We start from the raw sequence: 25,329 nt of genomic DNA on the forward strand, positions 1-25,329 counted from the left end.
TGCTCTCAAATATCCTCAACAGGTTGTTGTTCTAAAGTCTTCGCTCCAACCCAACGTGGAAAAAATGGACGCAGCTTTTTGATAAAATCATAGGCCATCAATAATGCGCCTAAAGCAAATACAACATCTCCAGGAAAGCGTAACCATTGCCATAATAAGGTTGTATTATAAAATTCAAGGCTTCGTGAATGAGCAAAACCATGCTCATACACATCCATCAACTGCGCCCACCCAATAGGAAAGAAATTCAAAACAATCCATAAAACAAGCCCCAGGTTATATAACCAAAAAGCCCAGATTCCTAAACGATCACTCCATGGGTAGCGATCTCCAGCGGCATAACGTAAGCAAAAATAAATTAAACCAAGACCCAGCAAACCAAATGCCCCGAATAATGCGGTATGGGCATGGTTTAAAGTAAGAAAAGTTCCATGCTCATAATAATTTACAAGTGGGGCATTCAGCGTACCGCCACCAAATACTCCTGCACCCACAAAATTCCAAAAAGAGGCCCCCAAGATATAGACATAAGCCAGATTATAGGTAAACGCACGTTCTCGTTTAATTAATTGACGATGTTCAATGGAATCAATGATAAGAAGAACCAAAGGTAATACTTCAATAAAGGAAAACATTGTTCCTAATGGCACCCACAGATCCGGAGTGCCAGTCCAATACCAGTGATGACCTGTGCCAATAATACCGCCTAAGAATATTAAAATGGTTTCAAAATACATTGTTCGTTCCGCTAAAGCACGCGATACCAGCCCTGTTCCCATTAAAAGATAAGCCGTAGCACATGCTGCAAAAAATTCAAAAGACTGCTCCACCCAGAGGTGAACCACCCACCAGCGCCAGAAATCCGTGATTGTGAACGATTTTTCAATTCCGGTTAAAGGAATCATGCCAAAACAATACAATACAGCCACATTTATCGTGCTTGCCCAAAAAAGATGCTCTAAACGAATACGACCGGTCCAAAACTCAACCGTAGCAGTTTTTAAGCCATTCCACGTAGGCCACATACCTCGGAACACGATAAAACTCCACAAGAAAAGCCCTAAACAGAATCCAATTTGCCATAATCGACCGAGCTGCAGATAGGATAATCCCTGATTACCTATCCAAAACCAAGATTCATTCACATATCCCATAATTCCCAAGTAATTACCGATGATTGCACCGCCCACAATAAAAAGAGTGACCCAAAAGAGAAGGTCGACTAGCAGACCTTGTCTTTTCGCCTCTTTCTTACTGATAAGCGGTGCCATAAAAACTGCCGCGCTCACCCATGAAAGAGCGATCCAAACAATCGGTGTCTGGATGTGTACATCACGCAAGAAATTAAAAGGTAAAAAATCATTGATATTTATTCCATAAAAACCCGTACGTTCTGCATAATAGTGCGCCATAATTACACCTACAGCGATTTGAATCAGCAAAACCAGTGCCACAATTACGAAATACTGCCCCACCTTACGCTGACTCGGGGTTAAGGGCTCAAATCCCCAAAATATAGGTGTTTTCAATGCGTCATCAGGCCCACTCAAAAAGCGATGATAAATATAAAGTACTGCGCCAAACCCCAAAAATACGAAACAAAATGATACCCACGTCCAGAAAAAAGTATTGGGTGTGGGTGTGTTACCCATTGAAGGTTCATAGGGCCAATTATTGGTATAAGAACTGTTTTGTCCTGGTCTATGGGCAATTGTAGTAAGGGAAGAATAAATTAGAAAATCAGCCGTCTGTAGGGCAGTTTGCTCATTCAAGCTGTACGCTTTGGTCCAACCTGTTTCTGGATCATGATTAAGTAGAGTTTGTGAAATTTGATTCCGCAATTGCACTATCGCATCAGCTACTGGCTGCGACAACATACTGATTGGTTTGCTCAAATCTGTCTGTTGTAAATCGCGTTGCATTGCTTGGCGAACGACGTATTGTTCCCCTTCAGCCAGATTCATAAAAGGTTTGCCAAAACGTTGTTGTGCTATTTTATCCTCTGTAATTCGTCCCAGGCTTACTAAATATTTTGCCGTATAATCCTCGCCAAAATAAGAACCCATTCCATAAAGACTTCCATAATCCATAAGGTCTGCACGTTGAAAACCTGCTTTACCCGCGACTATATCCTCTGCAGTCATGACGACCTGTCCCGAAGGGGATTGAAATTGCTGCGGTAAAGGAGGGGCAAGTTGATAGGTTTTATAGGTTCCCCAAATTAATATGATAAAGCAAATAATGGCCGTAATTAAAAGAACCCATTTTAATACGTTTGAGACTTTATCCGAGTTTATGGGCTCAGCGATTGAATTTGAGGATAGATAATCCATTCGACACATTCCTTATGTGAATATAGAGCTCATTTCCTACCATAAAGTTTTGCTCTAGTGCATCTTTGTTTTAAAAGAGCGAAGCTCCTCTAAGTTGAACACCGCAGAAACCGAAATAAGCAGCAGTATACAGCCTATCCCGCTAACCTGATAATTTTATACAAGATTTATCATAAAACAAAGTCTTCATAGGATTGATTTTTTAAACCGAAGATTATTTTAGTACCCTTTTTTCATCCAGTTTTTTTAATAATAAATGAAAATAAACAAGCCCTGCATAGGGATACCATTTCGCAGTGATTTCCGCTATTTTTTTATAATCTGGCTTCTTATCAAGATGTAACATTTGATATAAATTATTTTGTGCACCCACATCATCACCAGGAAAAATATCGGTTCGTCCCAAACCGCGTAATAAAACATATTCAGCCGTCCAACGTCCTATTCCTTTAAAACGACATAAAAAGCTAAGGACCTCATCATTTGATTTATTTTCCAAAGAACTAAAACTTGATTGATCGTCCACAATGGCCGCTGCGATTTGAATTAGAGTTTCACTTTTATGAGTGCTATAGCCTATTTTTCTAAGTTCAGAAACGGTGCAATTTGCCACTGCATCCGGTCTTGGAAATGCATAAAGTACTCGCTCTTTTTCCTGTAGTCTTATACTTAAGAACTCGGTCAATCGATTTTGAATATGCAATCCAGCGTCTAGAGATATTTGTTGACAGGAAATCGCATTAACCAGTGCTTCAAAAATGGAGGGAAATCGGGGGGGTTTAAGACCTTTAAATTGGCAAACAACAGGTTGTAATTGAGCATCTTGTTGCGTGATTTGATAAAAATGATTTAAATTGCATTTTAACCCCAGAAGCTTCTCCAGTTCATTACCAATGCGGTTTACAAATAACTCGGGGTATTCGCTCTCAATAGTGAGTAATAGTTGCGCCTCATTTAGTTCTTGTGTGACAACCACTTTGACAGGCATGTTGTCCATAACTAATAGTCTTGTGTAATGTTGCCCATCCCAGAGATCCACATTGTTTTTACTTCTTCTGCGTAAAGCAAAAACTGTATAATCCAATCTAAATGGCGCAACAGGATGTAAAATCAAAGAGGTGCTCATGCTCATGACCAAACCTGCTCTTTCGTTGAAAATCTTCATTAATTCTTTTAATACACTAGGCAAATAAAGCTATAATTTCCACTAGAGGATCTGTACTCAACATATTTTAGAGAGGAATGCATGGCTGCTTTTTATGATGATCTTATTTGTTATAAACAACTCCATATAACCCATGATGGGAAGCTCAAATTCTTCCTAGACAAGCACAGTACCAAAGAAGGAACCTGGGGTAAACTACAAGTTCACGCTGGGGAAATTGATTTTGTTTTCTTAGACGGACATGGAAACGAATTGTCTCGCCAATGCCTAAATGAAAAAAACGCACAAATCATAATCCCCCCTGCTTCTTGGCACAAGATAATACCCATCAGTCCGGTTTTTAATGCCTCTTTAGACTTTTATTGTAAACCCCATCGCTATTTTGATAAAAAATACAAATTAGGTAATGTGCATTCTGATTTATATTATGTTTATACCACCTACTTCCAGCACCAAAACAAATTAAAGATTCTTGATGTAGGTTGTGGTTCAGGAAGAAACCCTCTTTTCTTAGGACTTAAGGGGCATGCGGTAACTGGAATGGATCATAATGAAGCGGCTATAGAAAACATTCGTCAGATCGCTCATGATGAAAAAATAGCCACACTTAATCCTGTATTGCATGATCTCCACCATCCATTAAATCTTGAAAAAGAAGCTTATGATTTAGTCATTGCAACCGTATCCCTACAATTTTTAAATGCGGAACGCATTCCATCTCTTTTGCATGAATTACGAGATGCCACCGTAATGCAGGGATTTCATTTTCTGGTTTTCCCGATTGGGTCAGAGCAATTTGAATTACCCTCATTCTTTACTTACTTGGCCGAACCCGAAGAAGTTTATCATGATTATCAAGACTGCGGCTGGTCCATTTTAGAATATAGAGAAACCATCGGGAAACTACATAAGCTTGATGAATCAGGCAAGCCAATTCAGGGTCTCTTTGGTCTTTTGCTGGCGCAAAAAACTTTGTAGCAAATTTTATAATTTCAGTGGATGGGGTGTGAACGCTTATGAAGGGTTAGACTATCCTTTAATACAAACAATAGGTATAAGCTTGGCGACCTTTTTGGTTAGTCCGGATTCTTGGGCCGAATCAACAACGAAATCCACATTCTTGTAGGCCTCTGGAGCCTCCTCTGCTACGCCCCGATAGGAACTACTGCGGATTAAAATGCCTTGTTGTGCTAATCGATCAATGATTTCACTACCCCTCCATTGCTTGGTGGCTTGATGTCGACTCATGGCACGTCCTGCACCATGACAAGCAGAGCCAAAAGATTTAAGTTCGGCACTTGCTGTTCCCACAAGAACATACGATGAGGTACCCATGCTGCCCCCAATAATTACCGGTTGGCCTACATGGCTTAAAGCTTGGGTTAATTGAGGATTTCCAGGACCAAAAGCTCGAGTGGCTCCTTTGCGATGGACAAATAAACGCATGGTCTTACCATCTACCTCATGCGTTTCCTCCTTACAGGTGTTATGTGATACATCATAGATGAGTTTGATTTGCGTTCCTGGTATCTCATTCTGAAAAACCTCACGCATAAAATGAGTAATAATTTCTCGATTTGCTAGGGCACAATTAATTGCTGAACGCATTGCGCCTAAATAACGTTCACCCATCGGGGAACGAATAGGCGCGCAGGCTAATTCTCGATCAATAAGTTGAATACCATATTGCTGTGCATGAATTAACATGGAACGCAGAAAATCGGTTCCAATTTGATGACCTAATCCGCGAGAACCGCAATGAATACTCACTACTACGTCTCCTTGAGCTAAACCAAATGCAGCAGCGGTTTTTTCACAATATACAGTTCGTACTTCTTGAATTTCTAAATAATGGTTGCCTGAACCTAAAGTACCCATTTCATTTTTTTGTCGTTTTTTGGCTTGTTCCGAAACATGTTCAGGTAACGCCCCTGCTACTCGACCATTATCTTCGATTCGTTGCAAATCTTCACGTTCACCATATCCTTGCTTGACAGCCCAAACAGCGCCACCACGCAGCATATCATCCATTTGCTTCATCGTTAGATTAATCCGGCTTTTACTTCCTACGCCTGCCGGGATATGAGCAAAAAGTGAATCTGCCAATTGTTCCTTATAAGGATCAAATTCTTCCCGTTTAAGACCTGTAGATAAAAGTCGTACCCCACAAGAAATATCAAAACCCACACCCCCAGCAGAAACCACACCGTCATTATCCGGATCAAATGCAGCAACACCTCCAATTGGGAATCCATACCCCCAATGTGCATCAGGCATCGCATAGGAACCACGAACAATGCCTGGCAAAGTTGCTACGTTACTGACTTGTTCATGGACTTTCATATCCATATTAAGGATCAACTCTTCTGAAGCAAAAATAATCCCAGGAACGCGCATCTTCCCATGTTTGGGAATTCGCCATTCAACATCACTTATTTTTTCTAACAGATTTAGATCCATTGGTTCCCTACCTTAATTCCTAAGAGCCTATTGAGAGCCTATTGAAATAAATTTAAGTCTTATACATCAACAACACATTGTGCGACCCAAGACTTATTGTCGTGAAACACTTTTAATTCGGTGAACGTAGCACCCTTGACTTCTACTGCGGGTTGATGTCGCTTGATATCCACTGATTCTCCTGCAATTATAGCAGTTAACTGTAAATCCTTGATGGAGACATCGAACTGGCTAAAAAGCATGTTATGAACAGCCATGTTATAAATGATGGCATTTAACCAGTCGACAAATAAAATTTCCTGGCTTGGTGCCTCACACGTTATATGCAATGTCTTATTGGGTTGGACCGATTGGGCGTTTGTAATCACATTGGTCAAAGCTAAAGCTCCCATAGCAAACGCCGCAGATAAAGTAGAACCATATCCTCTTACCCCGATATCTGATTCATGAGAAAAATGTTCCCATTTTTTTTTCGCAATCATTAGAATCCTGTTTTTATAACTTGAGAAGGACCTGAATTAGTAAAACCCTAGTCCAGGAGAAAAATACCTTAACCTTTAAAATAATGGCTATCCAAGTCTAATATTTCTACTGAAAACATGATATTTAATTGATTTTCTTCCGATCTGAAAAAATCCTTTAATGAATCAAAAATCTCTTTAGCTAGGTTTTTTTTCTTAGCATCTTCTCTCCCAGGGAGTATTTTCAGAGTTAAATGTACAAATGCATTTTCAATTCGTTGATCTCCAATAAAAAATAACGGATGCACCATACATCTGCTCCTACAATTTGATAATTGAGTAGGAAGTTTTTCTGCAAGCAAATGATGTAACTTATCAAATAACTGATTTAAAGGCCGAGTCTTAATATTACTGCTTAATTCCAAAATCAAGTGAGGCATAATAATTAAACTTAAAATGGGTATAGTAAATCATAACGTGGCTTGAGGAGATGTTGCAAAGTAAATCAACTTTCTTGCCTAAAGCATCAACATTGAAACTCTTCTGTAACCTGCAGATTTTGGTGCAAGGCATGTCGGTTACGGAAACACCGTCTAATGAACACCGCAGAGCTCTATTATGTACATTAGCGCTTTGCATATACGGCTATAGACAGAATTACCATTCCCATCCCTATAGATTGTCCAGTAGTCAAACGTTCACCAAGCAACATCCAGGCAATAAGTACGGTAGCCAAGGGCATCACCGCGGTAGATAATGAGGCCATTACACCATCTACTTTCTGACATCCAAAATTCCAAAAAACATAAAAAAGGCCAGAGCTTAAACCTAAAATGATTAGAATAAGCCAATCTATTGGATGGATCGTTAAGTCACTCCAAGAACTAAAACTTAAACAAAGTATTAATAAAAGGGCATTCATAGCATTGAGTAAAGAAGAAATCAGAAACACCGGCAGAGAATTAGCATGTATTTTGCTTAAAATATAATAGGTCGCTTCGGGCAAAAGAGAAATTAAAACAAGTGCATCTCCAAAAAAAGAATGGTTCGCTTCAATTCCAGCCAGCTTATTGTAAGCAATAATTATTAATCCCAGTGTGGCAAATCCTACACAAATAGTTTTTTTCCCTGAAATTTTTTCACCCAGAATAAGCCAAGACATGATCGCGATGATGGCTGGCAAGGCACTGGTAATAATACCTGCCACATTAGCATCGGTATAATTTAATCCCCATAAGATAAGGAAATTAAACAATATTCCAGCGGAAATTGCCTGAGCCCCAATAAAATACCAATCTCTTAACTTCAACTGAGAAAAATAAAACCTAACTGGTTTGTTTTTAGCGGCTGTAAACCAATGCAAAGGCAATAAAATGAGCGCAGCCAGAGTAAAGCGGAGTGTTAATATAAATACCACGGGAATCGAAGAGAGGACATACTTGGAAAAAACAATATTTATACCCACCATAATTTGCGCCAAAATAAGGAAAAACATACCCTTGAAAAAAGAAGCATTGGATTTGTTCATAATAAATTACTTCATTGAATAAAATGAGAACGAATTCATAGCTTATCAAGTTTGAACTCAGTATGAGTTATCCATTTCACGCATTTTATGTGCTGATAACGCTTTTGTTCTCCATTGAGAAGGCGATTCACCAAATACTTTACTGAAGCGTCGACTAAACGCAGACAAATTTTCATAACCTACTGCAAGAGCGATGGCTTCAATGGAGCGATCTTGTGAAGCAAGTAATTGCTGAGCATGATGCAATTTTTTAAAGCGCCAGTACTCTGCCACACTACAACCTAGAGCAAGTTTGAATCGCCGTTGCAGTTGACTGATGCTGAGATAGCAATATTGTGCCACTTTACTTACATTAACTGCATGGGGAAAATTCAAATCAATCCAGTTTTTTGCCTTAATCGCAACGGGATCCAATTCAGGTGTACACGATTTAGTGGCAAAATGAATAATTAATTGATTAATCAAAGAATCAGCAAAAATATCTCCTTCATGCTCTGCCAAGTAGTGATGTGTAAAGGTGATGAGTTTTTTAATATTGGCTGTTAAATCAAAGGCATGCGATCTACCCTCTTCGAAAAGATGATTTTCAGTAGGCACATCAATCACTAAAAAAAGATTTTCCGTACTCCCAGCAAAACAATGCCTTTCATTAGGTGCGATGAATACTCCAATATGCTCCTTTACAACCCCTGAGTAATGACCAGCTTCTAACTCCATAGAACCGGAAAGAGGAAGAATCCATTGTGCAAAATCATGAGAATGACTACAACTTTCAGTATGATAGGAACGAAGCTCCATGCGATGGGTAATCAATTAATACTCACTATGTAAATAGTTCAAATTAAAGCGATTAGTATATCAGGAAATGGAGCATGTAGGATGATTAATGAACAAATTTTGCTACTACAATTTAATTACCAGTACATCGGTAGGGTGAGAAAACAATTGATTTTCTGCAATAATTTGAGTCTTGGAATGTTCCTTACCATTTCCATAAAACCGATTTAATGAAGGTTTTAAAGTATCAAGCATGATGAATTCCGCCTCTTGTGCTTTTGCTATTTGCTTCGCTTCCCCAATTATTTGCCTACCTAAACCTAGACCGCGATAGGGTTTGTCCACATAAACATACATTAACTCACTCACAGCAGGCGCTTTAAATTTTTTATTGCTAAACTCAGCAGCCATTTCTTTGGGAAAAATAGCAAAAAGCGCGACAGGCTCACCGCCCAATGTTCCTACATACACATAATCCTTCAAGCCATTAAGAAGATTCTTACGGTATTCAACACCTTTATTCCGAATATATCCCCATTCACCCTCAGCCCAAGCTGCAGCCAACGACAAATGCTCCATACACTCGGATAATCGAGTAAATTTCAATTGATGATTAAATAACGTGGTGCTAAAAAGTAACATCTTACATCCTAATGCTTGTTTCTGAATTCGAATATTAAACTATAAACAATAGAGAGATAAACTTTTTTCAACGAGTTGCTAGGATCGAATATTCATTTCTTTAAATTTAAGATTATCGAACTAGAAGAAATAACAAGTCGCTAATAAGACCTATAGGAATCGTATATACTAGAATCTATAATCTTAATTAAGAATTGGAGCCTTTGCGTGAAGTCTGTTTGGAAGAAATTCAAAGAGTTTTATAATGCCTCAGCTGAAAATAGAATAGGATTTTACAACTTTCTTGCCTTTCTTGTTATTCCTATTCTCGGCATGACAATTTTGTATGTTCTAGTTCGTATTTTTTGGATAAAAGCCTGAGCAACCGCAGCAATAGGGGTTGCCCAATAGCCTAACTATATAGTAATTACAAAACTATTTTGCTTGTTCAATTTTTATATCGTGGGAACCTGTTCTAGATTCCATTTTTTTAGGTAAATCCACCCAGAGCATTCCCTTTTTAAAAGTTGCCTTCGCTTTAGCTACATCAACAGTTGAAGGTAAAGAGATAGAGCGTTCATATCGACCAAAGCTAATTTCTCTGGAAAGATATTTTTTACCTTCATTTTTTTTCGAACTGGATTTTTCGCCACTAATAGTAAGCACGTTGTCAGTAATAGCTACCTTAATATCTTTTTCATCCATACCAGGCATTTCTAATTGAACACAAAAATGCTCCTTGTCTTCCACAATGTCCATTGAAGGGGCAAGATCCAATTTTTCAAATTTCCCCCAATTAAATCGGGATGGAGAAAAAAATTCATTAAAATCGCTAAATAATCGATCCACTTCATTTTGAAGATTTAAAAATGGATTTTGTGAACGATTAATTTGAATTGAAGATCCTTTACTGGTACTGGAACTTTTGCTGGGAGTTCCTTTCTTAAATTGGGTTACTTTGCTCATGATACACCTCCATATAATCTATAATTGTGGTACATCCACCAGCTTTGTCAAATGCAGTCCTAAGCAATAAAACGTACCTTTTTTTATCCCAAGCTTGCATCTATGGTACTTCATAACTAAGATAACCCTGTATGTTCTAATGGTTGACCAGAATAAACTACAACCACCATATAGATTAATATGAATTTTCTTTGTGTAAGAAATGATTAGGTAGATGGGTTTCTCCTAATACATGTCGAAACAAAAAACTAAAAATTTTGCTTTTCGTTGGGAGTAAAACATGAAAACCCCCAATTCAAGAAATTCACAAATGGAAAAGCTTTTAAACCTAATTCATGATTTAAATCAACCTCTAACAGCAATTAAAGCCTATCTCGGCGGTTGCGAACTTAGACTACAAAAAAACGACTTACATCCAAAGCAAATGATTGAAGTTTTGCAAAAAATTAATGAACATACTGAGTTATTAAAAAATAAAATTGAATTCATGAAAGAGTTATCTGCTCAAGATCAATTAATAGAGCCTGTCAATCTGCAGAGCATGATTCTAGAGATTATTTCACTTTATTCCTATGAAATAGAACATCACAAATTAAATTTAATCTTGAATTTCGAAAAAAATTTTCCCAACTTACGTATTAATCCATTTCAGGTTAAACAGATTTTATTTCGTTTATTAACAAAGTGTATTTATGCTATAGAACAAAATAAAATTTCTGAGGCAAAAATAGAAATTCAAACAATCAAGGACCAAAACACAGCAAAAATCATAATAAAAAGTTATTTTTTAATTCGAAAAGAAGACTTTGAAAGTGACCTTGCTTATTGTCGCTCTTTTCTTAATCTGGAAAGGAGCAGTTTATCAGCGGAATTATTTGCTGATAGTATTGTTTTTCAACTTATAATAGTTAATTAGGGTAAATGGATATGCCTACTAATGCGACAGTTTTTGTTGTAGATGATGATCCTGAGATATGCAAATCATTTCAATGGTTATTTGAATCTATCAACCTTCCCGTGCAAACTTATAAAAATGCTAAAGATTTTCTTTCCAGTTATACCCATCAACCTGGGTGTTTAATCATCGATGTGCGAATGCCCATAATGAGTGGTTTAGAATTGCTAGAGCATTTGAACTCTTCACATGCTCAGCTACCAGTAATCATCATTACAGGTTATGGGGATATCTCTATGGCGATCCGTGCTATGAAAGCAGGGGCAGAAGACTTCATTCTAAAACCAGTCAATCATCAGCATTTACTTGAAATCACCCAAAAATGTCTTAAAAAAATTAAAAGCAATAACCCATCCCAATCTAATATTGATGAGCGTATGCAAAGCTTAACCAAACGTGAAAAAGAAGTTATGGAGCTGGTTGTTGAAGGGAAGCTTAACAAACAAATTGCTTATGAACTTGATATATCCATATCAACAGTAGAAGTTCATCGTGCAAATGTGATGAGAAAAATGGGGGTAAAATCTTTAGCAGAGCTTATAAAAATTAATCTGATACACGCAAAAATTATCGATCCCAACCTTTGCATCAATTGACGTATAAATAATTTTTGTGAGATACATCAGTGTATGAAAGATTGAGCAGCAATGCATTTTTTAACTTACAATTATCAAATTTATGCAACTAAAAAAAGAGCAATTTATTTTATTAGTCGAAGATAATACTGCAGTCCGAGAGGCTTTGGTTTGGGCTTTGGAATATGCGGGATATGAAACGGTGACTGTGCAAAATGGCCAAGAAGCATTAAATTTACTGGATAATGGTTCTTTGCCCATGGCAATTTTTTTAGATTTGATGATGCCTGTTCTCGATGGCTTTGAATTCCGAGAGAAAAAAAAGATATCTCAGCGGATAAGACATATCCCAACAATTATAACTTCCGCTAAAACCAATTTGGAAAAAATGGAAAAAATGCCGTATGAAATTTTTTTACCCAAACCTTTTGAACTTAATGATTTATTTCATGCTCTTAAAAAAATCTTGTAATTCAAATTAAAATATTTTGATGAATGGATCGATCAATGTATCAAGCATTTATGAATTGGAATTTTAAACTTAGGTTTAATTTACTTTGATCGTATATGCGACTTGTTCCATTCTTTTAGAGAAATAAGTCGCTATATTAGTTATAGAGTGGATACGAACGGAAAAAAACTTTAAATCCGAAAAAACAATTCAGAACAATATAATAAGCAGCAAAATTGTTTTTCAAATTCAAAACTAAAGGATTTATAAGAAAAAAAAAATTAAGTAATACATTCGGTGAATTAAGGATTACCCTATATTTGTTTAAGGAACTTATAAAATGGATTCAAAGATTATCGAAGAGTCATCATTCCACATTCAAAAAGAAATTAAAAATTTACAAGACCGTCTGTTATTTAAAAGAAATAAGTTAAATGAAAAAGAGCAAGAAATAAGTTCTCTCCATTCTGAAATAGAAGAATTAAAAGATCAAATTATTGAATTTTATGATTTTAATTCTTCAGCATTTTTTACGATCGATGAGAATTTTTTAATTCATGCTGTAAATTTTCAAGGTGCTCTTTTACTCGAATACGACCGTAACCAATTAATTAACAAGAATTTTTTAAATTTTGTAAATCATCTTCAAGAAGATACTTTAAAAAAGTGCATTAAAGATCTCATTAGAAACAATGTTAAACAAGTTTGTGAGTTGGAATTATTACAAAAAGGAGGAAAACGTAAATATATAAATATCGAATGTTTCTTTACCAAGGATAAATTAATCCTACTGCTCCTGAGAGATATTACTTATATACGCCAATTAGAATCACAACAAACTCAATTAAACCAATCAATAGAGACACTTAATAATTTATTGAAAAATGTTTCAGATGCAATTGCTACTTTAGATAATGAATTTTATTTTAAAATAATTACTCCATGTTTTACTAAATATTTTTCTAAAATTTTTGCAATTGAAATTGAGCGGGGAATGAATTTCTTTACGCTTATTTCTACCTTTTCAGAATATAAGCAGCAATTTATTCATGCTTGTCAACAAGCTTTATTAGGGATTGGAACATGTATTTTAATTGAAAATACGGGTGAAACACCTGAAACTAATTTTTGTATTGAATTAAATTTTAATCCAATCCATAACCACTTTTCTCAAAAAACCGAAATTATTCTGCTTATTAAAGATTTGACCGATATTTTTTTACAAAAAAAATTAAAAATGAAAGAACAGGCCAAATTAGTTGATTCAATTCGCTTAAATACCATGGAAGGAATGGCATCGGCATTAGCTCATGAAATAAATCAACCTTTAACGGCGATTTTTCTGTATAGCCAAATGTGTCTCTTGAAAATTAAAAAACTAGACGAAGAGAATAAATTAAACGCTAATTTATTAGCCTTAATGAATAAAATAATTACACAAGCCAAACATGCTAGTGAAGTAATGAAACGTTTGAAAAGCTTTATTTATCAAGATGTATATTTACTCGAATTAGCGGATTTGAATTCATTAATTAAGGACACAATGATTTTTCTAGATTATGAATTAAGCAATTCAAAATTAAAAATCAATTTACAATTAGATGAAAATCTCCCTCAAGTTCACATAGATAAAATTCAAATAATGCAAATCATTATAAATTTAACCCGCAACAGCATGGAAGCAATGCAAGAACTCAAAAACCATACTCCTGAACTCACCATACATACAAAAAATGAAGAGAAACATATTGAAGTTCATTTCCGTGATAATGGGAAAGGTATCATTCCCGAACATGTGGAGAAAATTTTTAACTCTTTCTTTACCACCAAAAATCAAGGGAACGGCTTAGGTCTTAATATTTGCAAAAACCTCATGGAGGCCCATCAAGGGAAACTTTCTTTAAAAACTCATAATGGAAAAGGCGCTTGGTTTGTTTTTACGTTACCCAAATAGCATTCTCTTTGTGTAATGGGATGCTGTTGCTGATTAATAATGATACACTATCAACTTTAAATTATCACAATAGATTTATTTCGACATTTATTGATTAAAATAGGACCTTTATATGAGAGCAACATTGGCAAGAAACATTACGTTAACGAGTCTTCTCGCGGGAATTTATATAAATACCTCCTTTGCTCATGCTCATCATGAAACAAGCTCCATAGGTAATCCTGTAGCCGCAACAAACACTACCAAAATAATAAAGGTAACTGCCTCAGATGATATGCGCTTTACTTTTTCAGAAAAACCCGAACTTCATGAGGGTGAGATCATCACATTTGAAGTCACAAATATAGGTAAGGTAGCTCATGAATTTTCTATAGGTGATGAAGCAGAACAAAAAGAACACCAGAAAATGATGCAGTCTATGCCAGGAATGGTTCATGAAGATGGCAATACCATTACAATTAATCCCGGGGAAACCAAAAAATTGACTTGGAAGTTTCAATCCAACTCAAAACATGAAGTGGTTTTCTCCTGTAATATCCCTGGTCATTTTGAGGCCGGAATGTATATGAAAACAACCATTGCAAGAACTTAAATAAACTACTAAATCATAAAAATTGCATCTCTAGGAAGAGGAACTTTGTAAACATCTTTAATTTTGATAATTTAATACCTAGGTCCTCTTTTTCTAATTTGCACTATACGTGTTTTCCTTAATTTCATCAGTACGATCAAGGATGTTAAAAAAAGTAGATAGAACTTAAAATGGCAACAATTGTTGATAAGAAGCTCAATAATACTTTATTCCAAAAAATAAAAACGATAGAATGATTTTTAAATCGTTTTTTATTGAAAATCAAACAGACTTACTGATATACCAGTATAATACAATGTTTCATAATAGCTTAGTTGGCTGTATCTCTATTAATGCATCGAAGTAACCTAAAGAATGGAGTCATTATGGATAATAAAAACATAGAAACGGTTGAAGAAAAAGAAAATCAAATTGATGGAATCGTGGTTTATCTTTTGAAAAAATATGCAATAAAAAACGAATTTTCAACAAAAGTGGATGCAGATTTGCCCGAAGAAATGGAGGCGTAGACCGACGGGTCATATGAGCCACTGTTCTGTTTAATAACATCAAATAAAAGGAATGTGGATTGAACAAGAAGTTCCGCAGACCTCTGGCCCGCGGAATTTCTATGTGGGTTTCATTAACTTATCTAATCTTACAACGTTTTTTCTACAGCGGCCAACGAATATAGGGTAGGACAAATAAAACTAAACAACTTATACTTCATCCGCTAAAAGCCCCTTCTGTCCTCTCCTTGTTTAAAGACTACCGCGTCTCGTCGAAGTGTCTTAAAAACAGTTTCTTGAATGGAGCTAAATGTAAAAAATACTCCTGTTCTTCGCATTGAATAAATCCAAGACCTTGCGTTCATTAAACCATTTTACAGTTCTTTATTTTTTCTGACCTTGTGATATTCCTTAATGCTGTGAGTTCAAAGCAGTGTCTTTTGTTGGAAAAAATTTTAATGAAAACTATGTTTTAAGCACATGCAAAAGAAGATGCCCCCAGGATGATTCATTTTAAAATCTAGGTACTTTTATACAATGGTGGGTTTTACCTAGAAGTTAAGGTAAATGGGCAGTACCGCTTTCCTAGCTGTTAGGGTCGCTAAATTAACCTATCTGATCGGAAACTGATAATTTAGAGCAATTTCTGGAATGAGAAAATAGGAGCCGGGATCATCTATTTGAGCTCATTCCTTTAAAACCCATAATGATTAAGAGCATTAATAAAGTAAAAGGTGTGATAAAAATCATCAACAAAGGCCACAGATTGGAGCCTAAAAATAATGCAAAAACTGTATAAACAAGTAAAGGCAGACTAATGAACAAAGGAATGCAAGCAAATCTTCGCCATCTACCAGTCCATTTCCATAACAATCTGAGCTGCAAAATCCAGTATATGGGTATCGAAAAACAGAGTAGTTGTACGAATAAAATATCCCAAGTTGAAAGGGATTGTTTAGGTTTCACTCTGGCTTGCTGCTGCCGATTCAGCTCGTTTACCCATGAAGCCTTTGGATTCGATAAACTATTATTATCCTTTTGCCAGGTTGCTGAAAGTGGTATGGATTGGGTTTTTAACAGCTGCCAATTTGCATCATAAACCGAGACCTTTACGGAATCGATCTGGGTTTCTTTGTAATAAGACACCCAGGCAATAGCTTGATCTTCACCTGCAGGATAGGCTGGTGACGGATTCATACGGATATTGGCCTTTATTTCCTGTCCGTTATATATTCCCATAGCCTGGAAACGTAACGGCTGTTCACTTTGATAATGAATTAGAATATACAGCGCTTCGTCTTGATGTAATAGTGCAGGTGATACTGGACTTGTTTCTCTCAGTTCTACATTCAAAGCCCTGACTGTAGTAGCATAGGATAACATAAGCCCAATCAAAATAATCAAAATAAATTTAGTTCTGAATGATTCATTGAGCGGGTAAAGTGCTCTACTAAAGAAACGACTCCATGTCATGGTATACCTTGAATACCTTAGTTAATTACAGATTAGTATAACAAAACATAGCGGTCAAACCAGAACTGTCTGACAAGATGTTGGAGAAAGGTGAAATGAAATCCCGTATATGTTTGTATACGGGATTTCATTAATCAGTGTCGTGTTTTTTCCTTTGCTTGACCGAACAGCCAATCAAAACTTACCTCAAGCTCATCGGCAATTTTATGCATAGAAGGAGTATCTAGAGCAACAACTCCATATAACAGCGCTTCTATTTTATATTTAGGTAATTCAAACAATTTAGTACATACTTGAACCCGCTCTGTCATTAAGGCTGGAACACCTAGTTCATCAAGCTCATAGTTCAAACGTTCAGTGAGTTTTTTGTTTGACATGTTAATCTCCTCTTGCCTTTTCATCAGTGTAAAACAATTAAGCTTAAGGATTGATTAACATAGAAAAGTTTTTTAAAAAAAATAGGGATAAGCCGCAGGACATCAGAATATGACCTTAGACTTTGCGTGTGCTAAGAAAAATTAAATAACACCAAGCCATTATTGTCTTCGCCATTACTTATAGCGCAAAACCAATCGACAACTAATTTTTGTTTATGGCGAATGGGATCGAAGAAATCCACATGTAGTGTTGCAGTATTATCCTCAAAAATACTTAAGCGGCCAGAAAGCGTTAAAAACTCTCCCGAAGAACTCTCTATAAAAATTTTCATAGACGTAGTTACAGCATCCATTAAATGATCATTAACATTCTCTTTCCCATGAAAAAACTGAGTAAAATTAAATCGAGTCGTGGCACCCTCTAATTGTTTTCTTATTTGTGTCTGAAGTTCCGGACCTTTTACTTCACAGTTATCAAAATGAATAATTGCTCGGACATCATTCCCACTCTCAACCGCTGCCACTAATTGCAGATAATTAGTGATATTGTTAGTAGGAGTGAGCGGCGTGACGATGGTTTGCGCATTGGCCTGACCCAAGAAAAGCAACAGTAAAATTCCCACTCCACGTGATTGCCAAATTCTCATATATCCTCCGTGACTTCTATGCTTATTTGGAATTATTCTTATATAGAGAGAAACTAATCCCATCATTATTCTGCTATTTAAAATAGGAGACTTTAGATACATTAAGTGTAGATCTATGTTTCATTTTGTCCATATTTTATATTTTTTATACAGTTGCTTTCATTTACAGATTGTGATTTGATTTGGTAAAGGAATTAACTAATTAGTAAAATGATATACGCCCTCTTCGTGCTTCTCCTAATCTTTCTACTAATTGTAATGCAAAAGCATTTTATTGCATCTAATCGAATAATCCCCGCTTTATCCTCTGAGGCCTCCAACGATAATGCTTTAGAGCATGAAGATTTGTTAACTCTGTTTGATAAATTTAATTATCAACACGATGATGGGGTGTGTCATGGTTTTACTTTAACCTGGGCTCAAGAAGCAGCATTAGGACTAGATTATCAATTTTATAGCCGTCTTAATCTAATCAAACGAGAAAAACAAACTTTACCCAATAGCTTATACGCTATAACAGAAAAAATAAAATCAAGCCAAACTTTATCTAAAAAAGAACAAAAACGGATTGAAATAAGGCCTTTTCTGGAAGCCATATGTCTGGCTCAGTCTCCTGATAATTATTACGAATTCTATTCTCAAGCACTCCAGCAATCGAATATTGATACCATCTACAAAATGATCCAGCTTCATCTGTGTAGATCTCAAAGTACGGTTAAAAACTTATTTGGTAAAACAATGAGTTTTACATGTCCTACAGACCTCAATAAATTTTTACAAAAACTCAGTGAAATCCTTTTTATTAAAAATAATGTCGTAGTGGTATGTAGCAGTGAAGAGCACACAGTAGGTTTTAAAAAGTACAAAAATAATGTATGGTTATTCATGGATATCAATCACTTATATGAACAAAGCGAAGAGTATCCTTATCAACTTTTAACGAGCGAAGAACTTTCCCCAACCCTATATCAGTCCCTTTTTGAGACTAGTAAACAATTAGTATTTCACTGCTCTTTCATTGCAAAAACCGGCCAACGAAATTTAACCCAACAAATACAATCTCTCGATGCATTGTATCCAGTCAATTTTGAGGACACCAAAATCAGTAATTGTCGTGGCTATGGTCCATTAGCCATCGGGGTTCAAAATGACGATCGCCATACAGTCTGGAAGATACTGAAATTACATAATAAATCGCCTGTAATCAGCCAATCCGAATTAGAACATGCATTCTTTTATGCTGCAGCCTGCAATCGTCCTCACATGATGCATCAACTGATGGGTATTCCCAAGATAGATATAAATAGTCCTTGTGACAATGATGGTGCCTCGGCCCTTTGCGTTGCCTGTACGTATGGAAATGAAAGTGTGGTGCAATTATTGCTTCGCAATGGCGACATTAACGTTAATATCAAGAACTCCAAAGAAATGACCCCTTTAATGCTGGCCTGTAAATCAGCTTATACCAAAAAAAATCATGCATTATTTAAATTGCTTTTAGACGCTGGCGCCGATCTCACGCTCACGAACCAGAAGGGAGAAACCGCTTATGAGATCGCAGAAAATCACGATAACCAAACAGCACTGGATGCAATAGCCTTTTATAGTTCAAGAACCCATCATCAATTCGATCCAGATAGATCACCTGAGCGGCTCTCGACAACAAAAACAACATCAAACACGATACTTTCGTTCTTCAAGCATACTTTTTTTGATACAAAAAATGAGGTTTTCACTGCCAATGAGGTATTACGTCCTGCTAATAATTCAAAAGTTAGGTAAGATACAAAAACTCTTAAATCATTTTATTCGAGTGTACCCTTGTCATGATTTCGTAAATTACTATACTATTTTATTTATTAGTTCATAAGGATATAAGCTAATGCAAAAAATAACACCTTGTCTATGGTTTGATGGTCAAGCTGAAGAAGCGGCTAATTTTTATATTTCTGTTTTTAAAAATGGGAGTATTGAACAAACTTCTTATTACGGAGAAGAAGGTTTTAAAATACACCAGAGACCTATCGGCAGTGTTATGACCGTAATTTTTAAGATCAATGGTCAACAATATATGGCTCTTAATGGTGGTCCTCAATTTAAATTCAATGAGGCCATCTCATTTATAATCAATTGTGATACTCAGGAAGAAATTGATTACTTTTGGGAACATCTTTCTAGCGGTGGAGAGGAAGGACCTTGCGGTTGGCTCAAAGATAAGTTCGGTATTTCCTGGCAAATCGTTCCGACTGTTTTAGATCAATTAATGAAAAATACAGCTACATCAGGAAAAGTGATGAAGGCTTTATTGAACATGAAAAAACTGAATATAGCCACACTCAAAGCAGCTGCAGAATAATGGTCAATCTAGCATTTTGTGACTGTAAATAAAGTGCTAGTTGTATGATTTTTCTGGACTTAAATTTAAAAGTTATCCAATATTTTTAGTAAGTTACTTACTTATTCAATTATCAAAATTAAATTGAAAGAACCCTTTTAATTCTCCAAAAAATATGGCATCTATGCATCTAGCCAAATAATATTAAACTCTACAAACTAATAGAAGTCTTATACACATTAAATATTTGGGACCCTGCTCCATTTTTAGATGAAGTCGAGTCCATTGATATGAAATTTTAAAGCGGAAATACACACAGGAGAAGGATAAAGATATGAATTTCGAAGAATATAGTGTTCAAAAAAACCAGGGAAAAGATGTAAATCTCAAAATAATGCCACAAGAATTTGAGGTAAAAAGGCTCTGTAAAAGCTCTTTATTTACAAGTTCAAGTCTTTATAAACATAAAAGGAAGCAACCCTCATGAATGAAAATAATGATTCAGTACAGTTACGCTCAAACGAAGAATTAACCAATTTCAGAAAAAAACATTTTTTGCCTACCGCAGGATTTTACCACAAAGAGCCAATCCAGCTCGTCAAAGCACAAGACACGTATGTATGGGACTCAGAAGGAAAACGTTATCTAGATGCTATTGGTGGAATTGTTTGTATCTCAGCCGGACATAATCATCCTAAAATTAAAAAAGCACTCATTGAAGCACTTGAAAATGATACCATTCAACACACAAGTCTTCTTTATTTAAATCAGGCACCTATTGAAGCTGCCGAACGTTTGCTTGAAGAAGCACCTTATGGTATGGACAGAGTATCTTTTACTAATTCCGGTTCAGAAGCCAATGAATTGGCCATCATGGCAGCACGCCATGCGACGGGAGAAACAATGGTCGTGAATGTGCGTCATTCTTATCATGGTGGAACCTCTGCTGCACTTGCCTCTTGTGGCCATTCAATATGGCGATTTAAAGCGCAGCCTGTTACAGGCGTAACCTCTGCAGTTGAACCCTACTGTTACCGCTGTCCTTTTAAACAAAAACCAGATAGTTGTGATCTATCCTGCGCAAAAAATGTTGAAACAACCATTCAGAATTCAACGCATGGAAAAATCGCAGCTTTTATTCTTGAACCCGTGATGGGTGTTGGTGGCTTTATTACACCTCCAGATGAATATTTTAGTGAAGTTGCCCGTATTGTGCATAATTACGGTGGCAAATACATCAGTGATGAAGTTCAGACCGGGGCCGGTCGTGGTGGCGGTGATCTCTTTCTCACCAAAACTTTAGATATCGATGCAGATATGGTGACTATGGCTAAAGGCTTAGGTAATGGCGCTCCCGTTGGCGCTGTGCTTATGAAAAGTGACGTCGCGGAAACAATGACTGGCAAAACATATTTTAATACGTTTGGAGGTGACCCACTACAAATGATCCAAACCAAGCTCACTTTGGAAATTATTAAAGAAGAACAACTCATTGAAAATGCACGTGCCATGGGAGATTTATTAAAAGATGGTTTTTGTCAGTTACAAAAGAAGTATCCTCTCATTGGCGATGTTCGTGGTCGGGGATTAATGTTGGGAATTGAATTAGTTAAAGATCCTCAAACAAAAGTACCTGCATCTGATGAAGCATTTCAATTAATGGATCTTTGCAAGGATAAAGGACTCTTAGTTGGAAAAGGAGGACAGTTTGGTAATGTTTTCCGAATTGCACCCCCTTTAACAATTAACCGAGAGCAGGTCAACTTCATACTTGAAACACTCGATCAATCTTTAGCAGAACTGACCCACGCTTATACTCCGTAATAAACTACCAAAGAGGTTGGTCATTCTCAGTGGTCATTCCCGCGCAGGCGGGAATATCCCACAACTTAGTAAAGTATTAAATTGAATGGATAGCTTCTCACCTGCCGAATATTACAAACCTCAGAATGCCATTACCTCAGGTCAGCCTGACCAATGTGAATTATTTCGAAAGGAATTTGGAGAAAGCTGCCTTTAGGTTGTCACATTGGATAAAGATTACGTATCAACATATACTTCGCGTACTAGAGCTAACCATGCTTTTGCTGCCTCAGAAAGATACGCACCACGTCTCCAGGTCATTGCCATATTCCATTGAAACTCATCTCCTTTCAGTAATGGATAGGAAACTTGGGGATTTGACTTTTCAAGAGCGATCATTCTTGGTAAAAACGCCACACCAAGACCTGCAGCAACCAGCTCCAACATAAAATCAATCTGACTGCTTTGGGAAACTACTTTAGGCTCGAAACCCGCCTTATGGCTTGCATTCAGTATGATTCGATGTAAGGCAAAACCACTACCAAATAAGATAAACGGCGTATCTTTAAGCTCGGATAAACCAATTGCATGCCGACTTGCCAAAGGATGGCTCGACGCCAAAAGAGCAACTAAGGGCTCACTACGGATTAATTGACTATCGAACTCATCGGAAGTTGTTAATAATGTTCCTGCAAAATCGATTTCTCCTGCTCGTAAACATTCGGCAAGCTTTACACTTCCATGTTCGATCAGTTCTACTTCAATACCAGGATAACGTTGATTATAACGTGCAAAAAGAGGCGCAAATAGAGTACTGCTACCCACTGGAGCAATACCAAGACGTAATTTTCCTTGCTTCAAACCACGAAGTTCATCAAGTTCTTTTAGAAGATCATCGCACTCTGCAAGCAATTTAATACCTCGACGATAAACAATTTCACCCGCAGCGGTAGGAACACTACGCTTTTTAAATCGCTCAACCAGAGGAATACCTAGTTCTTCCTCAAGCTGTTTTATTGCTTTACTCACGGTAGACTGAGTCGCAAAAAGAGTTTCTGCTGCCTTAGAAAAACCACCTTGCCGAACAACCTCAATAAAAGCACGGAGAAGTTTTAATTCCATAATTATTCCATTTTAGAATCATTATTAGTCTATAAATTCATTTTATTCATAATATAAAAAAGTGTAAACTTAATTGAAATTGGAATAATCAAAATGAAAAAATATATAACATCTAAAATTCAGCACAATGCAATACTTCAAGTTGGATTAGTATGTCTTTTCTGGTTATCAAGCGAACTGATAGTTCACTTTTTAAAGCTTCCCTTTTCAGGAGGAATTTTTGGTTTGGGGATGGTTTTACTGCTTTTAGCTACAAAACGTTTAACCCTCAATCTCATAAAACATGGAGCGGAATTAATCCTTGCAGATATGCTGCTTTTTTTTATTCCAGCAATACTTGCGATACTTGAGCATCACGAGTTTATTGGTCTTTTGGGCCTTAAAATTCTCTTTGTTATTTTGCTAAGTACTTTATGTGTCATGTTAGTTACTGGGACTGTTGTGGATTATTGTTATCATTGGAGGACTAACCGTGTTAAGTCACATTCGCTCTGAACCCATAGCGCAAACCATCTTCTGGTCCTTTATAACCATTGGCATGTATTTTATAGCCAAAAAATTATATATACGCTGGTCATTTTGGTGGTTAATGCCCCTGATACTAACACCTGCAATTATTGCAGGCATTATTCTTTTGCTCCATCAAAACTATCAAGACTATTTTCGGGGCACCCGATGGATAGTCCAATTAATTGGACCGATGACTGTTGCCTTCGCCATTCCTATTTATGAGAAACGTGCCCTTATACGTCAACATTGGCTTGTACTTTTAATTGGGGTATGTGTCGGAAGTTTTACCTCAGTATTAACAAGCTGGGGATTAGCTAAGTTGGTAGGACTTGATAAAAATATAAGCTTAAGCCTATTGCCTCGTTCTCTCAGCACGCCCTTCGCGCTTGAAGCATCACATAGCATAGGCGGCAGCCCAGAATTAACAGCGATATTTGTGATTATTACAGGGATATCGGGAGCGGTTATTGGTGAGCTCCTTCTCAAACGTTTTTCATTTCATTCAACCCTAGCTCGTGGGTCTCTTTTCGGTGCTGGAGCACACGCAGCAGGTGCTGCACAAGCTCATAAAATAGGGCCTCCCGAGGGAGCGATTGCTGGCTTAGTGATGATTTTAGTAGGGCTCATAAATGTACTACTTCTTCCTCTTACTCGTCATTTTCTGCACTAAGCATTAGACTCACAATAAGATTTTGGAAAATATTTGAAGATTAATCCGCGGCGAGCATACTTTTTCACAAAAAGTTGGAGAAGCACGTAAAAATAGATTCCATTAATACGAAAAAAGTTTTAAATTCTATCAACGCCTACTAATACTAAGAACAAGTTTACCATGCGCTTAAGACTCCTTTTTTTATTTATTTTTTTTGTTAATGCTGCAATGGCAAGTCCATGGTTTACAGGACCATTACTTGCTCCGGCTGGAAAAACAATCCCCAGAGGCCATCTAAATTTTGAACCCTATGCATTTTATAGCGGCTATCCACAAGGGTTCAGAAACTTTGAAGTTGTTCCTATTCTCAGCGTGGGAGTTTTTAGTTTTGTAGATTTACAAACATCGATACCATGGGATTACAGTTGGGATAATGGACAGCATGGAGATGGTGTTGGAGATTACAGCTTGGCACTGGGATTTCAAGCTTTGCGACAACAAGAAGGTTCTTGGCTTCCCGATCTTCGCATAGTAGTACAAGAGGTTTTTCCTACAGGACGCTTTGACAATTTAGACCCTAAAAGATTGGGTACTGATCAAACCGGTTTAGGATCCTATCAAACCTATCTTGGTTTTAATTTTCAAAGATTGTTTCAGTTGAAAAATGACCATTATTTACGTACGCGTTTGAGCTTGGTCGGAGCAAAATTTTCTGATGTCGAAGTGCAAGGAGTGAATGTTTTTGGTGGTAGCGCTACCACCGAAGGGAGGGTAAAACTGGATAATAGTTATTCTGCTGACTTAGCCTTTGAGTATACGCTAACCCAAAATTGGGTTCCGGTTTTTGAAGTTTTGTTTGTCCACAACCCCAGCAGTAATTTTGAAGGTAATCCCGGATTCACGCCGGGGGGGACTGTGGCAGGTATTGGAGGAAAAGCGAATGAACAAGTGTCACTCGCTCCTGCTATTGAGTATAATTTTACCTCCAATCTCGGTCTTATTGGTGGAGTTTGGTTTTCTGTAACTGGACCTCATGCAGCTAAATTCGTAACTGGTGCTCTTGCACTTAATTGCTATTTATAAA

26 protein-coding genes are annotated in these 25,329 nt (G+C 36.8%); 13 read left to right on the forward strand and 13 right to left on the reverse strand.

Annotation, left to right across the window (positions count from 1 at the left end):
- Positions 1 to 5: 5 nt before the first annotated feature.
- A complete protein-coding gene (locus ACWTE2_RS10335; RefSeq protein ID WP_454785294.1) occupies positions 6 to 2,333 on the reverse strand; it encodes a nitric-oxide reductase large subunit in 2,328 nt (775 codons plus the stop codon).
- Between the two features lie 214 nt (positions 2,334 to 2,547).
- Positions 2,548 to 3,465 carry a DNA-3-methyladenine glycosylase family protein gene (locus ACWTE2_RS10340; protein WP_454785295.1) on the reverse strand — a complete coding sequence of 306 codons (918 nt, stop codon included), beginning with the start codon at positions 3,463 to 3,465 and terminating at the stop codon, positions 2,548 to 2,550.
- A gap of 114 nt (positions 3,466 to 3,579) precedes the next feature.
- Here ACWTE2_RS10340 and tehB point away from each other — a divergent pair, with 114 nt between their 5' ends.
- Complete coding sequence (tehB, locus tag ACWTE2_RS10345; RefSeq protein ID WP_454785296.1) at positions 3,580 to 4,476, forward strand: SAM-dependent methyltransferase TehB; 897 nt, start codon at positions 3,580 to 3,582, stop codon at positions 4,474 to 4,476.
- 51 nt (positions 4,477 to 4,527) lie between these two features.
- Here tehB and ACWTE2_RS10350 read toward each other — a convergent pair whose 3' ends face one another.
- From ACWTE2_RS10350 to ACWTE2_RS10380, 7 genes are all read right to left on the reverse strand, one after another.
- On the reverse strand, positions 4,528 to 5,958 hold the full coding sequence (locus ACWTE2_RS10350; RefSeq protein WP_454785297.1) for an RtcB family protein: 1,431 nt from the start codon (positions 5,956 to 5,958) through the stop codon (positions 4,528 to 4,530).
- A 59-nt stretch (positions 5,959 to 6,017) separates the two neighbouring features.
- Positions 6,018 to 6,440, reverse strand: coding sequence for an archease (locus ACWTE2_RS10355; protein ID WP_454785298.1), 423 nt, complete (start codon positions 6,438 to 6,440; stop codon positions 6,018 to 6,020).
- 68 nt (positions 6,441 to 6,508) lie between these two features.
- Complete coding sequence (locus tag ACWTE2_RS10360) at positions 6,509 to 6,859, reverse strand: 5-carboxymethyl-2-hydroxymuconate Delta-isomerase (protein WP_454785299.1); 351 nt, start codon at positions 6,857 to 6,859, stop codon at positions 6,509 to 6,511.
- A gap of 185 nt (positions 6,860 to 7,044) precedes the next feature.
- Positions 7,045 to 7,947 (reverse strand): DMT family transporter, encoded by a 903-nt coding sequence (locus ACWTE2_RS10365; RefSeq protein ID WP_454785300.1) that lies wholly within the window; start codon positions 7,945 to 7,947, stop codon positions 7,045 to 7,047.
- A 57-nt stretch (positions 7,948 to 8,004) separates the two neighbouring features.
- Positions 8,005 to 8,745, reverse strand: coding sequence for a helix-turn-helix domain-containing protein (locus tag ACWTE2_RS10370; protein WP_454785398.1), 741 nt, complete (start codon positions 8,743 to 8,745; stop codon positions 8,005 to 8,007).
- A 105-nt stretch (positions 8,746 to 8,850) separates the two neighbouring features.
- Entirely contained in the window at positions 8,851 to 9,366 is a 516-nt protein-coding gene (locus ACWTE2_RS10375) for a GNAT family N-acetyltransferase (protein WP_454785301.1), read from the reverse strand.
- Positions 9,367 to 9,780: 414 nt separating this feature from the next.
- On the reverse strand, positions 9,781 to 10,311 hold the full coding sequence (locus ACWTE2_RS10380; protein WP_182392809.1) for an Hsp20/alpha crystallin family protein: 531 nt from the start codon (positions 10,309 to 10,311) through the stop codon (positions 9,781 to 9,783).
- Positions 10,312 to 10,591: 280 nt separating this feature from the next.
- Here ACWTE2_RS10380 and ACWTE2_RS10385 point away from each other — a divergent pair, with 280 nt between their 5' ends.
- The 6 genes from ACWTE2_RS10385 to ACWTE2_RS10410 all read left to right on the forward strand — a co-directional run bounded on the left by ACWTE2_RS10385 (position 10,592) and on the right by ACWTE2_RS10410 (position 15,347).
- On the forward strand, positions 10,592 to 11,227 hold the full coding sequence (locus ACWTE2_RS10385) for a sensor histidine kinase (RefSeq protein ID WP_454785302.1): 636 nt from the start codon (positions 10,592 to 10,594) through the stop codon (positions 11,225 to 11,227).
- Positions 11,228 to 11,238: 11 nt separating this feature from the next.
- On the forward strand, positions 11,239 to 11,862 hold the full coding sequence (locus tag ACWTE2_RS10390) for a response regulator transcription factor (RefSeq protein ID WP_454785303.1): 624 nt from the start codon (positions 11,239 to 11,241) through the stop codon (positions 11,860 to 11,862).
- An 82-nt stretch (positions 11,863 to 11,944) separates the two neighbouring features.
- Positions 11,945 to 12,313, forward strand: a complete 369-nt coding sequence (locus ACWTE2_RS10395; protein ID WP_182392806.1) for a response regulator — start codon at positions 11,945 to 11,947, stop codon at positions 12,311 to 12,313.
- 319 nt (positions 12,314 to 12,632) lie between these two features.
- Positions 12,633 to 14,246, forward strand: coding sequence for a PAS domain-containing sensor histidine kinase (locus ACWTE2_RS10400; RefSeq protein ID WP_454785304.1), 1,614 nt, complete (start codon positions 12,633 to 12,635; stop codon positions 14,244 to 14,246).
- A gap of 112 nt (positions 14,247 to 14,358) precedes the next feature.
- Complete coding sequence (locus ACWTE2_RS10405; protein ID WP_454785305.1) at positions 14,359 to 14,838, forward strand: cupredoxin domain-containing protein; 480 nt, start codon at positions 14,359 to 14,361, stop codon at positions 14,836 to 14,838.
- 365 nt (positions 14,839 to 15,203) lie between these two features.
- The gene (locus ACWTE2_RS10410) at positions 15,204 to 15,347 is read left to right on the forward strand and encodes a hypothetical protein (protein ID WP_454785306.1); all 144 of its coding nucleotides are present in this window, start codon (positions 15,204 to 15,206) and stop codon (positions 15,345 to 15,347) included.
- Between the two features lie 651 nt (positions 15,348 to 15,998).
- Here the strand turns inward: ACWTE2_RS10410 and ACWTE2_RS10415 are convergent.
- From ACWTE2_RS10415 to ACWTE2_RS10425, 3 genes are all read right to left on the reverse strand, one after another.
- Positions 15,999 to 16,799 (reverse strand): hypothetical protein, encoded by an 801-nt coding sequence (locus tag ACWTE2_RS10415; protein WP_454785307.1) that lies wholly within the window; start codon positions 16,797 to 16,799, stop codon positions 15,999 to 16,001.
- A gap of 134 nt (positions 16,800 to 16,933) precedes the next feature.
- Entirely contained in the window at positions 16,934 to 17,176 is a 243-nt protein-coding gene (locus ACWTE2_RS10420) for a hypothetical protein (RefSeq protein WP_454785308.1), read from the reverse strand.
- Positions 17,177 to 17,307: 131 nt separating this feature from the next.
- Positions 17,308 to 17,823, reverse strand: coding sequence for a hypothetical protein (locus tag ACWTE2_RS10425; RefSeq protein WP_454785309.1), 516 nt, complete (start codon positions 17,821 to 17,823; stop codon positions 17,308 to 17,310).
- Positions 17,824 to 18,033: 210 nt separating this feature from the next.
- Between ACWTE2_RS10425 and ankG the strand changes: the two genes are divergently transcribed.
- The 3 genes from ankG (at position 18,034) to ACWTE2_RS10440 (ending at position 21,982) form a co-directional block, all read left to right on the forward strand.
- The gene (gene ankG / locus ACWTE2_RS10430; RefSeq protein WP_454785310.1) at positions 18,034 to 19,605 is read left to right on the forward strand and encodes a Dot/Icm T4SS effector AnkG/AnkZ/LegA7; all 1,572 of its coding nucleotides are present in this window, start codon (positions 18,034 to 18,036) and stop codon (positions 19,603 to 19,605) included.
- 100 nt (positions 19,606 to 19,705) lie between these two features.
- Positions 19,706 to 20,179 carry a VOC family protein gene (locus ACWTE2_RS10435; RefSeq protein ID WP_454785311.1) on the forward strand — a complete coding sequence of 158 codons (474 nt, stop codon included), beginning with the start codon at positions 19,706 to 19,708 and terminating at the stop codon, positions 20,177 to 20,179.
- A 462-nt stretch (positions 20,180 to 20,641) separates the two neighbouring features.
- Positions 20,642 to 21,982 (forward strand): aspartate aminotransferase family protein, encoded by a 1,341-nt coding sequence (locus tag ACWTE2_RS10440; RefSeq protein ID WP_454785312.1) that lies wholly within the window; start codon positions 20,642 to 20,644, stop codon positions 21,980 to 21,982.
- Positions 21,983 to 22,198: 216 nt separating this feature from the next.
- Here ACWTE2_RS10440 and ACWTE2_RS10445 read toward each other — a convergent pair whose 3' ends face one another.
- A complete protein-coding gene (locus tag ACWTE2_RS10445; protein WP_454785313.1) occupies positions 22,199 to 23,083 on the reverse strand; it encodes a LysR family transcriptional regulator in 885 nt (294 codons plus the stop codon).
- Between the two features lie 93 nt (positions 23,084 to 23,176).
- Here ACWTE2_RS10445 and ACWTE2_RS10450 point away from each other — a divergent pair, with 93 nt between their 5' ends.
- The 3 genes from ACWTE2_RS10450 to ACWTE2_RS10460 all read left to right on the forward strand — a co-directional run bounded on the left by ACWTE2_RS10450 (position 23,177) and on the right by ACWTE2_RS10460 (position 25,328).
- The gene (locus ACWTE2_RS10450) at positions 23,177 to 23,578 is read left to right on the forward strand and encodes a CidA/LrgA family protein (RefSeq protein ID WP_182392796.1); all 402 of its coding nucleotides are present in this window, start codon (positions 23,177 to 23,179) and stop codon (positions 23,576 to 23,578) included.
- Positions 23,556 to 24,263 carry an LrgB family protein gene (locus ACWTE2_RS10455; protein WP_454785314.1) on the forward strand — a complete coding sequence of 236 codons (708 nt, stop codon included), beginning with the start codon at positions 23,556 to 23,558 and terminating at the stop codon, positions 24,261 to 24,263. The genes ACWTE2_RS10450 and ACWTE2_RS10455 overlap by 23 nt, the downstream gene beginning before the upstream one ends.
- Before the next feature lie 162 nt (positions 24,264 to 24,425).
- Positions 24,426 to 25,328, forward strand: a complete 903-nt coding sequence (locus ACWTE2_RS10460) for a hypothetical protein (protein ID WP_454785315.1) — start codon at positions 24,426 to 24,428, stop codon at positions 25,326 to 25,328.
- The last annotated feature ends 1 nt before the right edge of the window (position 25,329 follow it).

Source organism: Legionella nigrisilvae, assembly GCF_977063395.2.